This window comes from Streptomyces sp. NBC_00572 (assembly GCF_026341815.1).
In the GTDB taxonomy this organism is placed as follows: Bacteria; Actinomycetota; Actinomycetes; order Streptomycetales; family Streptomycetaceae; genus Streptomyces.
Map to the genome: position 1 here is coordinate 4206754 of NZ_JAPENX010000001.1, position 13202 is coordinate 4219955.

15 protein-coding genes are annotated in these 13202 nt (G+C 72.3%); 8 read left to right on the plus strand and 7 right to left on the minus strand.

Features of this window, described 5'->3' with window-relative positions:
- Positions 1–141 precede the first annotated feature (141 nt).
- Complete coding sequence (locus OG514_RS19655) at positions 142–561, plus strand: hypothetical protein (protein ID WP_266896513.1); 420 nt, start codon at positions 142–144, stop codon at positions 559–561.
- Between the two features lie 14 nt (positions 562–575).
- On the opposite strand, the gene OG514_RS19660 is transcribed toward OG514_RS19655, so the two are convergent.
- From OG514_RS19660 to OG514_RS19670, 3 genes are all read right to left on the minus strand, one after another.
- Positions 576–1667 carry an RNA polymerase sigma factor SigF gene (locus tag OG514_RS19660; protein ID WP_266896515.1) on the minus strand — a complete coding sequence of 364 codons (1092 nt, stop codon included), beginning with the start codon at positions 1665–1667 and terminating at the stop codon, positions 576–578.
- On the minus strand, positions 1664–2077 hold the full coding sequence (locus OG514_RS19665; protein WP_019889334.1) for an anti-sigma regulatory factor: 414 nt from the start codon (positions 2075–2077) through the stop codon (positions 1664–1666). Before OG514_RS19665 ends, OG514_RS19660 begins: the two co-directional genes overlap by 4 nt.
- Positions 2078–2408: 331 nt before the next feature.
- Positions 2409–2669, minus strand: coding sequence for a UBP-type zinc finger domain-containing protein (locus OG514_RS19670; protein WP_266896524.1), 261 nt, complete (start codon positions 2667–2669; stop codon positions 2409–2411).
- 47 nt (positions 2670–2716) lie between these two features.
- On the opposite strand from OG514_RS19670, the gene OG514_RS19675 reads away from it, so the two are divergent.
- Entirely contained in the window at positions 2717–4312 is a 1596-nt protein-coding gene (locus tag OG514_RS19675) for a Na+/H+ antiporter (RefSeq protein WP_266896526.1), read from the plus strand.
- On the opposite strand, the gene OG514_RS19680 is transcribed toward OG514_RS19675, so the two are convergent.
- Positions 4288–5208, minus strand: coding sequence for a 1-aminocyclopropane-1-carboxylate deaminase/D-cysteine desulfhydrase (locus tag OG514_RS19680; protein ID WP_266896528.1), 921 nt, complete (start codon positions 5206–5208; stop codon positions 4288–4290). The genes OG514_RS19675 and OG514_RS19680 overlap by 25 nt on opposite strands.
- Positions 5209–5294: 86 nt before the next feature.
- Positions 5295–5885, minus strand: a complete 591-nt coding sequence (locus OG514_RS19685; RefSeq protein ID WP_266896530.1) for an N-acetylmuramoyl-L-alanine amidase — start codon at positions 5883–5885, stop codon at positions 5295–5297.
- Positions 5886–6159: 274 nt separating this feature from the next.
- Here OG514_RS19685 and OG514_RS19690 point away from each other — a divergent pair, with 274 nt between their 5' ends.
- Complete coding sequence (locus OG514_RS19690) at positions 6160–7578, plus strand: family 2B encapsulin nanocompartment shell protein (protein WP_266896532.1); 1419 nt, start codon at positions 6160–6162, stop codon at positions 7576–7578.
- A gap of 99 nt (positions 7579–7677) precedes the next feature.
- Positions 7678–8727, plus strand: a complete 1050-nt coding sequence (locus tag OG514_RS19695) for a family 2 encapsulin nanocompartment cargo protein polyprenyl transferase (protein WP_266896534.1) — start codon at positions 7678–7680, stop codon at positions 8725–8727.
- An 82-nt stretch (positions 8728–8809) separates the two neighbouring features.
- On the opposite strand, the gene OG514_RS19700 is transcribed toward OG514_RS19695, so the two are convergent.
- The gene (locus OG514_RS19700) at positions 8810–9385 is read right to left on the minus strand and encodes a TetR/AcrR family transcriptional regulator (protein ID WP_266896536.1); all 576 of its coding nucleotides are present in this window, start codon (positions 9383–9385) and stop codon (positions 8810–8812) included.
- Between the two features lie 110 nt (positions 9386–9495).
- Here OG514_RS19700 and OG514_RS19705 point away from each other — a divergent pair, with 110 nt between their 5' ends.
- Positions 9496–10077: a dihydrofolate reductase family protein gene (locus tag OG514_RS19705; protein WP_266896538.1), complete on the plus strand. Its 582-nt coding sequence runs from the start codon at positions 9496–9498 to the stop codon at positions 10075–10077.
- A gap of 349 nt (positions 10078–10426) precedes the next feature.
- Entirely contained in the window at positions 10427–10846 is a 420-nt protein-coding gene (locus OG514_RS19715; protein ID WP_266896542.1) for a DUF6304 family protein, read from the plus strand.
- A 79-nt stretch (positions 10847–10925) separates the two neighbouring features.
- On the opposite strand, the gene snpA is transcribed toward OG514_RS19715, so the two are convergent.
- Positions 10926–11570, minus strand: coding sequence for a snapalysin (snpA, locus tag OG514_RS19720; protein ID WP_266896544.1), 645 nt, complete (start codon positions 11568–11570; stop codon positions 10926–10928).
- 185 nt (positions 11571–11755) lie between these two features.
- On the opposite strand from snpA, the gene OG514_RS19725 reads away from it, so the two are divergent.
- Positions 11756–12724: a LysR family transcriptional regulator gene (locus tag OG514_RS19725; RefSeq protein ID WP_266896546.1), complete on the plus strand. Its 969-nt coding sequence runs from the start codon at positions 11756–11758 to the stop codon at positions 12722–12724.
- Positions 12721–13197 carry a GNAT family N-acetyltransferase gene (locus tag OG514_RS19730; RefSeq protein ID WP_266896548.1) on the plus strand — a complete coding sequence of 159 codons (477 nt, stop codon included), beginning with the start codon at positions 12721–12723 and terminating at the stop codon, positions 13195–13197. The genes OG514_RS19725 and OG514_RS19730 overlap by 4 nt, the downstream gene beginning before the upstream one ends.
- The last annotated feature ends 5 nt before the right edge of the window (positions 13198–13202 follow it).

A 13202-nucleotide genomic window follows, 5' to 3' on the forward strand; every position in this document is an offset into this window, starting at 1 on the left:
CCTACCCGGCGGTACCGGGCCCAGTCCAGCCCGATCCCTGGACAATCCGGACCGGGGCACTCCACCCGGCACGGACCACCCGATCCCGTCTGCCTCGCCCGGTCTCGGCCGCCCCGTCGGGCCCCCGCTACCCTGCCCTCTATGAGCAGTACGGAGCAGACCCCCCGTCCCGCCCGTCTGGCCGCCGCGGCGGCCGTGGCCGGTATCGAGGCCCTCGGCCTCGTCGCCGGGGGTGTCTACATGCTGGTGAACGCGCTGACCGGGACGTCCGGGGACCTCACCGGCGCCGCGACGGGCGCCGTGACGCTCGTCGCACTCGGGCTGATCCCCCTCGCCGCCGCCCGCGGCCTGTGGATGCGCCGCTCCTGGAGCCGCGGCCCGGCCGTGATCACCCAGATCCTGGCGCTGCCGGTCGCCTGGCAGATGCTTCAGGCGAACAGCGCGATGATCCCGGCGGGCGTCGTCCTCGGCGTCCTGGCGGTCACCGGGCTCGTCCTCCTGGTGAACCCGGCCACGACCGAGGCGCTCGGCATCCGGCGCCCCGGTCAGGACACGACGTAGTCCCGTTACCGGTCCTACTCCTCGACCAGGAGCTTCTCCCGCAGCTGCGCGAGGGTCCGGGCAAGCAGCCGGGAGACGTGCATCTGAGAGATGCCCACCTCCTGCGCGATCTGCGACTGGGTCATGTTCCCGAAGAAGCGCAGCAGCAGGATCCGCTTCTCCCGGGGCGGCAGGTCCTCCAGGAGCGGCTTGAGGGACTCGCGGTACTCGACCCCCTCAAGGGCCTCGTCCTCGGCGCCGAGCGTGTCCGCCACCGCCGGGGACTCGTCGTCCGTGTCGGGGACGTCCAGGGAGAGCGTCGAGTAGGCGTTCGCCGACTCCAGGCCCTCCAGGACCTCCTCCTCGGAGATCCCCAGCCGCTCGGCCAGCTCGTGCACGGTCGGCGAGCGGCCGTGCTGCTGGGAGAGCTCCGCCGTCGCCGTGGTCAGCGAGAGCCGCAGCTCCTGGAGCCGGCGCGGTACGCGGACCGCCCACCCCTTGTCACGGAAGTGGCGCTTGATCTCACCGACGACCGTGGGGGTCGCGTACGTCGAGAACTCGACGCCGCGCTCCGGGTCGAACCGGTCCACCGACTTGATCAGGCCGATGGTCGCCACCTGCGTCAGGTCGTCCAGCGGCTCGCCGCGGTTGCGGAAGCGCCGGGCCAGGTGCTCGACCAGCGGCAGGTGCATCCGCACCAGCTGGTTGCGCAGCTCGGCCTTCTCCGCGGAACCTTCGGGGAGATCACGCAGCGTGACGAAGAGCGCGCGGGCGCCGCTCCGGTCGGTGGGGCTCGGGACGACGGGGGTGTCTTCGGGCTCGTCGCCGTCCCCCGGCTTCTCCACCTCCGCCCCTGCGTCCGCTTCCGCGCCGGCCTCGGCTGCTTCCGGCTGAGGCTCTCCAGGAGTCCCGGGAGCCACGGAGGTCCCAGGGGCCTCGGGAGTCCCGTGGGCCCGGGAGGAGCCCTCCGCGCTCACAGGGCCCCGGGGGGCCTCGGAGACGCCTGGTGTCTCGGGAACCTCGTGGTGCTGCTCGTGCTCGCTCATCTGGTCCGCCTGCTCCGTAGCGACCTCATACGGCCGTGCCTGCTGCTCAGGGATGCCGGCCGTCGCGTCCCCGCGCCTCACGCCGGGCCTGGCCCCGCGCCGCGCTGTTTGTACAGGCTGATCGAGACCGTACGGTCGTCGGCCACCGACGATTCCACCTTCCCGGCCAGTGCCGACAGCACCGTCCAGGCGAAGGTGTCCCGCTCGGGCGCCCGGCCGTCGGTGGTCGGGGCGGAGACGGTCACGTCGAGGGAGTCGTCGACCAGCCGGAAGACACAGCTGAGGACGGATCCCGGCACGGCCTGCTGGAGCAGGATGGCGCAGGCCTCGTCGACCGCGATCCGCAAGTCCTCGATCTCGTCGAGGGTGAAGTCCAAGCGCGCCGCGAGGCCGGCCGTGGCCGTACGCAGCACGGACAGATAGGCACCCGCAGCGGGCAGCCGGACTTCCACGAAGTCCTGGGTCCCGGGCTCGCCTGCGATCTGGGACACCCTCACCTCCAAGGTGGCACAAGCTCATTCGGGGCTCGGGGGGAGAGGCCTCCGAGCCGGGCGGTACGCAGGGGGCTGCGCGGTCCGCCGTGACGCTATCGCGATCCGTCCCGCCGTGTCGCTGTGAGCCCCTGCCCCCACCGGCCCCCAGGTCACCGACCGTCACCCATGGTAGGCCCATGGGTGCGGACGGTGGGTAGGGGTCTGCGGGGGCCGAAAACGAGCGACCGGCGGAGGGGTGACGTACCCAACCGTGGGGCGGGCGAATCGTCGAACGGCCGAATCCCCGGACGGTCGGAAGATCCCACCGGGTCGGCGACCCGTCGTCGACTCAGACGATCGACCCGTCCACGAAGCACCAGCGCCAGGCCTCGCCCGGCTCGAACGTCCGCATCACGGGGTGGCCCGTCGTGGAGAAGTGCCCCGTCGCGTGCTGTCCCGCCGAGGAGTCGCAGCAGCCCACGTGCCCGCAGCTCAGACACATCCGCAGCTGGACCGGATGCGTACCGTCCGCCAGGCACTCGGGGCAGGTGTCGGCCAGCGGCGCCGGTTCGGGGCGCGGCATTTCGGCAACGTGCGGGCACTCGCTCATGATGGCCAGGTTACGTTGCGGCACCGGACAGGGACGGGCACACGGGCATGGACGCACTGCAGCTGGTGGCACTGGTGGCGGCGAGCGCCGCGATCGCGGGGCTCGCCCGGAGGACGCCGGTGCCCGCGCCCCTGCTGCTGGTCGCCGTCGGTCTCGTCGCCTCGTACGTCCCCGGGGTGCCGGACTACACCCTCGACCCGCACATCGTGCTGCCGCTGATCCTGCCCCCGCTCCTCTACACGGCCGCCGTCGACTCCTCGTACCTCGACCTGCGGGCCAACATCCGGCCCGTCGCGCTGCTCTCCGTCGGGTACGTCCTCTTCGCCACCGTGGCCGTGGGCTGGCTCGCGTACGTCCTCGTCCCCGATCTGCCGCTCACCGCCGCCCTCGTGCTCGGCGCGGTGATCGCCCCGCCGGACGCGGTCGCCGCCACCGCCATCGCGCGCAAGCTCGGGCTGCCGAACCGGATCACCACGATCCTCCAGGGTGAGTCCCTGGTGAACGACGCCACCGCCATCACCGCGTACAAGGTGGCCCTCGCGGCGGCCGTCGGCGAGGGGATCAGCTGGGCGGGCGGCCTGGGGGAGTTCGCGCTCGCGGCCCTCGGCGGCATCGGCGTCGGCCTGGTCCTCATGGTCCCGATCCACTGGCTGCGCCGGGGCCTCGGCGACTCGCTCCTCCAGAACACGCTCTCCCTCCTCATCCCCTTCGTCGCCTACGCGGCGGCCGAGGAGGTCGGCGCCTCCGGCGTCCTCGCCGTCGTCGTGGTCGGCCTCTTCCTGGGCCACCGCGCCTGGCAGGTCGACTTCGCGACCCGGCTCCAGGAGGAGGCCGTCTGGAAGATGGTCGCCTTCGTCCTGGAGTCCGCCGTCTTCGCCCTGATCGGCCTTCAGCTGCCGTACGTCGTCCAGGGCCTCGGGCAGTACGGCATAGGCGAGGCGATCTGGTACGCGGTCGGGGTCTTCGTCGCCGTGGTCGTGGTCCGGTTCGTCTGGGTCTATCCGGCGACCTTCCTGCCCCGGCTCTCCGCACGCGTCAGGGAACGGGAACCGGGGGTGGACTGGAAGGCGCCGCTCGTCGTCGGCTGGGCCGGAATGCGCGGGGTGGTCTCGCTCGCCATCGCCTTCTCCATCCCCGTCGTCACCGACGGTGTGGAGTTCCCGGCCCGCAACCTCGTCCTCTTCCTCACCTTCACCACCGTCATCGGCACCCTGGTGGTGCAGGGCCTCACCCTGCCGCCCCTCATCCGGTTCCTGAAGCTCCCCGGGCGCGACCGGTACGCCGAGACGCTGGCCGAGGCGCAGGCCCAGAGCGAGGCCTCGCGGGCCGCCGAGGAGCGTCTCGACGAGCTCCTCGCCGACGAGCGCAACGCCCTCCCGCAGCCCCTCGCCGACCGGCTCCGCACGGTCCTCGAACGGCGCCGCAACGCGGTCTGGGAGCGGCTCGGCGCCGTCAACGCGGTCACCGGGGAGACCGCGGACGACACCTACCGGCGCCTCTCGCGCGAGATGATCGACGCCGAGCGCGAGGTCTTCGTGCAGCTGCGCGACGCACGGCGGATCGACGACGAGATGATGCGGACCCTGCTCCGCCGGCTCGACCTGGAGGAGGCCGCCGCCTACCGCGAGGAGTCCGCCGACTGAGGGTCGTCGGGGGCGCCCGTGATCACCGCCACGAGCCGGGTACCCGCCGGGAACGCGCCCTCCTCCGCCAGGGTCGTCAGGCCGTGGAGCATTTTGGCCACATACAGCCGCTCGATGGCGAGTCCGTGCCGCGCCTCGAAGTCGCGTGCGAACGCCTCCAGAGCGGGGGACGTGCGCGCGTAGCCCCCGCAGTGGAAACGCTCGTCCAGCGTCCAGTCGCCGCGCGGCCCGCCGAACGCCGCCTCCTGGAGCGCGTGTACCTCTCCGCCCAGGAAACCGCCCTTGAGGACCGGGACGCCCAACGCCCGCTGCCCGGGGGAGAGACCGGCCGCGAGACCCGCGAGGGTGCCGCCCGTGCCGCAGGCGACGGCGACCGTGTCCGCCGCCCCGGCGAGCTCACGGCCCAGCTCCACGCACCCCTGGACGGCGAGCGCGTTGCTGCCGCCCTCCGGGACCACGTACGCGCCCGCGGGGGCCCGCTTCAGCAGCTCCGCGCGCGTGGCCGGGTCGTTCTTCGCGCGGTACGTGGACCGGTCCACGAACTCCAGACGCATCCCGTCCGCCGAGCACCGCGCGAGCGAGGGGTTGAGCGGTCGGTCGGCCAGCTCGTCGCCGCGCACGATCCCGACCGTGGGGAAGCCGAGCAGCCGGCCCGCCGCCGCCACCGCCCGCAGGTGGTTGGAGTACGCGCCGCCGAAGGTGAGCACGGGACGCCCGCCCGCCGCGCCCAGGTTGAGCGCGAGCTTGCGCCACTTGTTGCCCGGCAGGTCGGGATGGATGAGGTCCTCGCGCTTGAGGAGCAGCGTGAGCCCGCGCCGGGTGAAGCGTTCGTCCTCCACCGGCTCCAGGGGCGAGGGGAGCCGGGGCCGCAGGCGGGAGAGGTCGAACGTGTTCACCGGGCCATTGTCCGGGTGCCGGGCCGTCGCCCGCGCGTCGGCCCGTCGCCCCCGCGCGCTCCGGGGGTCGAGCGTGCTTCGGGGGCTCAGCGCAGGAGGTCGGCGATCCGCTCGCGCATCGAGGCCATCGTGAAGCCGCGCGGGTCCACCTTCCCCGGCTGCCACTCCAGGTGCCCGATGACGGAGCGGTGCGTCCAGCCGTGCACCCGGCACAGTGCGGCCGCCGCCTTCGCGATGGCCTCCAGCTGGACCTTGGGCCACGGGTCCTCGCCGTTGCCGAGGTTCTCGCACTCGAAGCCGTAGAAGTGCCGGTTGCCGTCGGTGGTGGCCTCGTCGTCGCGCGGCAGGCCGCGCTCGGCGATGACCGCCCTGAGGACCTCGTCGTCGCCGAGCCCCGCGTGGTTGGCGCGGCCGTAGCCGACCAGGTGGACCGTGCCGTCCTTGGCGATCACGCCGTGGCAGAGCGGTCCCGGCAGGCCCTCGTAGCCGTCCCGGCAGATCCGGACGGTGTTCGCGGTGCCGCGGGTCACGGTGTGGTGGATCATCACGCCGTGCACCGGGCCCCAGGGGCCCTTGTGGTTGCGGTTGTGGGTGGACCATTCGCCGACCTGGACGACCGCGAGGCCCTCGCCGCGCAGCGCGCCGAGGAACCTGCTCGCGGACATGGGGGTGGACATGACCGACTCCCTTCGAAGGGCGGGGGCCTCCGGGGTGCGGAGTGCCGAGGTTCCGGAGTACCGGATTCCGTCACTCCGCTGCCATCCGTTCGGGTCGTGTGCGAGCCGATCCGGACAGCGTCCCGTGGGGCGTGTGGGACTCCGCTGTTCGGATGGAAAAAGCGGGACATGCCCCGAAGATCGTCGAACAGTCCCACTCGAATGTGTAATGGCGCCGACACGCTCCGTGCTGAAAGGCTTCGTCTCGCAAATCAGTCATACGAGAGGGAGTTCCATGTCCGTTGGTTCGGTTGGCGACGAGGTCCGCGTCGCGGAGCAGCAGGCGCCGCAGCAGAGTCTCGGCACCGCCGCCGCGCGGAACCTCGCCACGACCACCAAGTCGGCGCCGCAGATGCAGGAGATCACCTCACGGTGGCTGCTGCGGGCGCTGCCGTGGGTCCAGGTGCAGGGCGGTACGTACCGGGTGAACCGGAGGCTCAGCTACTCCGTGGGCGACGGCCGGGTCACCTTCGTCCAGACCGGAGAGCGCGTCGCGGTCATCCCCGCCGAACTCGGCGAACTCCCCGTCCTGCGCGGCTACGAGGACGAGGAGGCCCTGACCGAGCTCGCGTCCCGCTGCCGTCAGCGGGAGTACGCCGCCGGCGAGGTCATCGCCGTCGCGGGCGAGCCGACCGACCGGGTCCACCTCCTCGCGCACGGCAGGATCGAGCAGATCGGCGAGGGGCCGTACGGCGACGAGGCCGTCCTCGGAGTCCTCGCCGACGGCGCCTACTTCGGCGACGACGCCCTCGTCGACCCGGAGGCCACCTGGGAGTGGTCCGCCCGCGCTGCCACCGCCTGTACGGTCCTGGAGCTCACCCGGGACGACGTACGGAACCTCGCGGAGCGGGCCGGCTCGCTCGCCGCCCACCTCGCGGGCGTGGCCGCCCTGCCCCACCAGCGGACCAACAAGTACGGCGAGGCCGAGATCGACCTCTCCGCGGGCCATGTCGGCGAGGCCGTCGTCCCGCACACCTACGTCGACTACGACGCCTCGCCCCGTGAGTACGAGCTGAGCGTCGCCCAGACCGTGCTGAAGGTGCACAGCCGCGTCGCCGACCTCTACAACCAGCCGATGAACCAGACCGAGCAGCAGTTGCGGCTGACGGTCGAGGCGCTCCGCGAGCGCCAGGAGTACGAGCTGGTCAACAACAAGGAGTTCGGCCTCCTCGCCAACTGCGACTACGGGCAGCGGCTCCAGCCCCACGACGGCGCCCCCAGCCCCGACGACATGGACGAGCTGCTCTCCCGCCGGCGGGGCTCCAAGCTCTTCCTCGCCCACCCGCGGGCCATCGCCGCCTTCGGCCGCGAGCTCAACAAGCGCGGTCTGGTGCCCGAGACGATCGACATCAACGGCAACCGCATCCCGACCTGGCGCGGTGTGCCGATCTACCCGTGCAACAAGATCCCGGTCTCGGACGCCCGGACCACCTCGATCATCTGCATGCGTACCGGCGAGGCCGACCAGGGCGTCATCGGTCTGCACCAGACCGGCATCCCCGACGAGATCGAGCCCAGCCTCTCCGTCCGCTTCATGGGCATCGACGAGCAGGCGATCATCTCCTACCTGGTCACGGCCTACTACTCGGCGGCGATCCTCGTCCCGGACGCCCTCGGTGTCCTGGAGAACGTCGAGGTCAGCCGCTGGCGCTGAGCCGACGACGTCCCGGGGGCGGGGACCGAACCCTCCCGCCCCCGGGTGTTCCCGGCCCGCCCGCGCCGCACCGCCACGGAGGATACGAAGGAAGTGACCGTGACCATTGCCGGCGGGGATGCCGTCACCGACGGTCAGGGGGCCGTGCGGCTCCTCGACCGGACGCGGACCGCTGTCAATCCCCAACTGCGCTCGACCGTCGAGACCCTGCCCGGTTCCATGCGGCGGGTCGCGATGTACCACTTCGGCTGGGAGCACGCCGACGGCTCCCCGGCCGAGGAGCAGCCGGGCAAGGCCATCCGGCCCGCGCTGGTCCTCGCGGCGGCGCGCGCCCTCGGCGCCCAGGAGGCGCGGGCGGTGAAGGCCGCTGCGGCGGTGGAGCTCGCGCACAACTTCACGCTGCTCCACGACGACATCGTCGACGAGGACGTGACCCGACGGCACCGGCCCACCGCCTGGACCGTCTTCGGCATCCCGGACGCGCTGATCGCCGGTGACGCGATGAGCGCGCTCGCCCTGCGGATGCTCGCCGAGGACCCGCACCCCGCCTCTGCCGCCGCCTCCGCGCGGCTGGCCGCGTGCATCATCGAGCTCTGCGCGGGGCAGCAGGCGGACTGCGCCTTCGAACGGCGCGCACCGCGTGAGGTCTCCCTCGACGAGTGCCTGGCCATGGCCACCGCCAAGACCGGCGCGCTGCTCGGCGCCTCCTGCGCCATCGGCGCGCTCTACGCGGGCGCGGGGGAGGAGGAGGTCGCGGCGATGGACGCCTTCGGCCGGGAGGCGGGTCTCGCCTTCCAGCTGATCGACGACCTCATCGGGATCTGGGGCGACCCGGACCGCACGGGGAAGCCGGCCGGGGCCGATCTGGTCGCCCACAAGAAGTCGCTTCCGGTGGTGGCGGCCCTCGCCTCGGGGACGTCGGCGGGGGACGAGCTGGCCGAGCTGTACGCCCGTCCGGTCCTCGACACGGCGGCGGTACGGGCGGCGGCGGACGCGGTCGAGCGGGCCGGCGGACGCGACTGGGCCCAGGACCAGGCCGCCGAGCGGATGGGCCGCGCCGTCGAGCATCTGGCCCAGGCGGTCCCGGACCTGGCGGCGGCGGGGGACATGCTGGCGCTCGCGGAGTTCGTCACCCGGCGCACGCGCTGACGCTGCGGGGCCGGGGCCGGGGTCGGGGCTGGGTCCGCGCGGCGCGGCGCGGGGCCGGGTCGGGAGCCGGGGCCCGCGGGCCTCAGGCCTCGGGGACGATGCGGGTGACCACGGTCTCGATCAGCTCGTCCAGGTCCCGGGCGCCGTGCAGGCCCGGGACCGTGAAGTGGTCGAACAGCAGCCCCGTGAGGGCGAAGTAGAGCAGCCGGACCGTGTCCGCGTCCCCGGGCATCGCGGCGTCGAGGTGCCCCTGGATGTTCGCGTCCAGATCGCCCCGGAGCACCTTGGTGAGCTGGGTCCGCAGCTCGGGGCGGCGCACCGCTTCGAGGCGGAGCTCGAAGAGGCCGAGGTAGCAGGTGCGCTCGGCGGCGAGCCGCTGGGCGACCTGGCGCATGAGCTCAAGGACCAGGGCGCGGCTCGGCGCCGGCAGCATGGCGGTCTCCATGACGCCGGGCTCGGGGGTCAGCCGTTCGAAGATCCGGTCGGCGACCTCGGCGAGCACCTGGTCCCGGTCGCGGAAGTAGTTCGACGAGGTGCCGGTGGGGACCCCGGCGCAGGCGTCGACCGCGCGGAAGGTCAGCCCGCGGGCACCTTCGTCCGCCAGGACCTGGATGGCGGCGTCGAGCAGTGCCGTACGTCGTTCGGGGTTTCTTGCCATGTCGTGTTCCTCCTTCATCGAAAATAGGGCTTGCGTAACCACTACAGGTGAAGCACTATAGCCGTCGTGGTTGCGATCGCAGTCACGACCCGAATGTGAAGAGGACCGGTTTGCGCAAGCTCACGTACTTCATCGCCTGCACCATCGATGGCTTCATCGGTGACCCCCAGGGCGATGCCACGTCCATGTACCAGTTCGTGGACGCTCCGTTCCTGGAGTTCCTGACCGCCGAGTACCCCGAGACCGTCTCGGCGCAAGGCCGGGAGATGCTCGGGATCGACGCGGAGAACAAGCGTTTCGACACCGTCGTCCAGGGGAGGGGCTCGTACCAGATCGCCCTCGACGTCGGCGTCACCAGCCCGTACGGCCATCTGCGGGAGATCGTCGCCACCCGCTCCCTGGCCGAGCCGCCCCACCCCGACGTGGAGCTGATCGCCGACGACCTCGTCGGCCGCATCCGCGAGCTCAAGGCCGAGGACAGTCCCCTGGGCATCTGGCTCTGCGGTGGCTCCGTCATCGCCGGTCAGCTCATCGAGGAGATCGACGAGCTGGTCATCAAGACCTATCCGCAGGTGTACGGATCCGGCATGCCGATGTTCGGCGCCGGCTTCGAGCCCCGCGACTTCGAGCTGAACGACCTGCGCGTCTTCGACAACGGCGTGTTCGTCCGCACGTACTCCAGGAAGCGGTGACGGCGGGAAGCGCTCCCGCGCGAGCCGTCCTACCCTGGACACATGGGTGACGAGGCTTCTCGCACGACGCGGGACCCCCGGTCCGAGCAAAGATGCCCGGCCTGCGGGCAGCCGCGAGCGACGGTGGCCACCCGGCACAAGGTCCTCGGGGCCTGGGTGCCGGAGTGGGAAGTGCAGCCCTGCCGCACCCCGGACTGCCCGCTCCACGAGGGCGCGGAAGCGGGTGTCGACGTGGGTGCGGAAGCGACGAGCACGCATGTGACCGGCAAGAACGACGAGATCGGGAGAAGTCCGGCCCCAGGGTGACCGGACGCGCGCCGGAGCCGGTCATACCGCTACAGTCCGGCGCATGTCATCGGAGTCGACGGAAGTCTGGACCGGCTGGTACCGGGACCGCAGCGGCGCGGAAGCGATCGTCATCACGGCCGACGGGCGGCGCGTCGCCACCCGGATCAGGGGGATCGAGTACACGGGCGAGAGCTTCGCCGCGCTCAGCGCGGCCGAGGAGGGCGGGCAGGTCCTCACCGGCTGCGTCCTGGAGTGGGACCTTCCGCTCCCCGTCGTCCTGGACGGCGCCACCCAGCAGGCCACGCTGAGCTGCCTGCTGACCCTCGGTGAGCGCGAGGACCTCAGCCTGACCCTGCACTACGGTGGCGCCGCCATCGAATCGTGCGTCGCCGGAGGTGACTTCGACGGGGCCCTGGAGCGGGTCCGGCGCCAGCTCCCGCCCGGCGCGGACTTCTCCCGCCGGCTGCTCCAGGCGGCCTGAGAGCGGCCGTACAGGAACCGAGAACGAGGACGGCGGCGCCCCGGGGAGGGGACGCCGCCGCCTTTCGGTTCCGGCCCGATCAGTTCTTGAACGCGGAGGCGAGGCCGAAGCGCCACAACTGGTCGACGCGGGAACGCTCCTGGGAGTTCGGCTGGGCGTTCTGGCAGGACGTGCCGGGGCCGCCGCCCGACATCAGCTCGCTGCACGGACCGCTGTAGTGGTCCGGCAGTCCGAGGACGTGCCCGGTCTCGTGGGCGGTCACCCGGGTGGAGTTGTACTGCTGGTTCTGCCGGTAGTCGAGGAAGATGTAGCCGCTCCCGTGGCCGTCGGTGCTCGCGTACGAGCCACGGGAGTCGTTGCCCTCGTAGTAGGCGAAGTCCGGGTTGCTGCCCTCGACGAGGCGGACGTTCACCACCGAGCTGTTCCAGATCTGCGTGGAGCGGGCTATCTGGGTGCGGAAGCTCGGCGCGTTGGATGCGCTGTAGACGACGGTGACGGCAGCGGCGCCGGGGTTGGCGGCCCGCTTCTTCGCCACGGACTTCACGACGGCGTCGAAGAACGCCTGGTTGGCCTTCGCCTCTTCGGCCGAACCGGCGTACGCGACGGCGGCGTTGCCCGCCGGGGCGGTGTTCACGGCCGCCGCCGGGGCCGTACCGAGGGAGGCGGCGAGGCCGAGGCCGAGGGCGGTGGTCAGTACAGAGGTGAGGACCTTGGGGTGACGCATGGGGGGCTCCTCCTGTAGGGGACTGGAGAGAGTCTCGGGGGAGCCGGGGCGTACGGGGATGATGTCAACCGCCGATAGCCTCACCGCATCACCATCCCGACGGCCCCCAACTACCTTGAAATCAAAGGTGATTGGAGGGTTCCGGGTATCTGGTGCGACTCAGGGCGCCGCCCTACCCTCGGGGCATGGAGCTGGAGGTGAGACACCTGCGCGCGCTCTGCGCCATCGCGGACACGGGCAGCCTGCACAAGGCGGCCCGTCAACTGGGCATGAGCCAGCCCTCGTTGACCACCCAGCTGCGCCGCATCGAGAACTCCCTGGGCGCCGAGCTCTTCTCCCGCGGCCGCACCGGCTGCCGCCCGACCCCACTCGGCCGCTCCCTGCTCAGCCGGGCCCGTCCGCTCGTCGCCGACATGGCGGCGCTCGTCAGCGAGACCCGTGCCGCGGCCGCCCGCACCGACGGACCCGGGCTGCGCGTCGGTTCCACGGCGAGCCGGGCGCTCCCGGGCTGGCTGCGCCGGCTCCGCCAGCGGCTGCCCGGCACCGACATCGCCCTCCGGATGGACGTCTCCGCCAACGCGCTGCTGCGGAGCGTCGCCACCGGACAGCTCGACGTGGCGTTCGTGCACGAGGTGGAGGGCTGCCCCTTACGGGTCCCCGAGGGCCTCGACGGGCGGGTCCTGGTCGCCCGCGAACCGCAGTTCATCTCCCTGGCCCGCGACCACCCGGCCGCCGCCCGGTCGGTCGTGGACCTCGCCGACCTGGCCGACGACCACTGGATGGTCGACCCGACCGTGGACGGCGAATGGGACGGCCTCCGCCGGGTCCTGGACGCCGCCGGCATCGACCCGCCGCTGCTGCACGGCGACTACCACACGGCCGCCTCCCTCATCGTCCTCGGCGAGGCCGTCGCCCCCTGCCAGCCGACCTCCGGCCCCCGCGAGGACATGGCGGTCCGCCCCCTGCGCGGCGACCCGCTGGCCGTCCGGCTCCTGCTGTACGCGCGCCCCGGGGCACCCCTGGACGCGCTGTACGCGGAACTCGCGGCGGCCTATCGCGAGGTGGCCCTCCGAGCGGCCCCGTACCGCGAGTGGCTCCGCCGCGAGGGGACGGCGGCGGGGCTGTCGGTGGGACCGTGCATGATGACGGCATGAGCGAACACCCGGAACGGGCAGTGGTCCGACACGCACGCCCGGAGGACCTGCCGCGGGTCGTGGAACTCGTCGCCGAGCACGCGGCGTACGAGAAGGCGGCGCCCCCGGCCCCCGGCCTGACGGACCGCCTCACCGGCCTCCTCTTCGGCCCCGAACCGCCCCGCCTCCGCTGCCTGGTCGCCACCCTCCCCGACGGCACCCTCGTGGGCTACGCGACCTGCGCACCGGAACTCTCCACCTGGGACGGTACGGAGTACCTCCACTTGGACTGCCTCTACCTCACGGAGACCTCCCGGGGCCACGGCCTGGGGCCGCTCCTGATGGCGGCGGTCCGCACGGAGGCGAGCAGCCTCGGCCTGGCGGAGATCCAGTGGCAGACCCCGGCGTGGAACGAGAACGCGATCCGCTTCTACGACCGCCTGGGCGCCACGTCGAAGGAGAAGCGCCGCTACAGCCTGCCGACGGAGGCGTAGCTCCC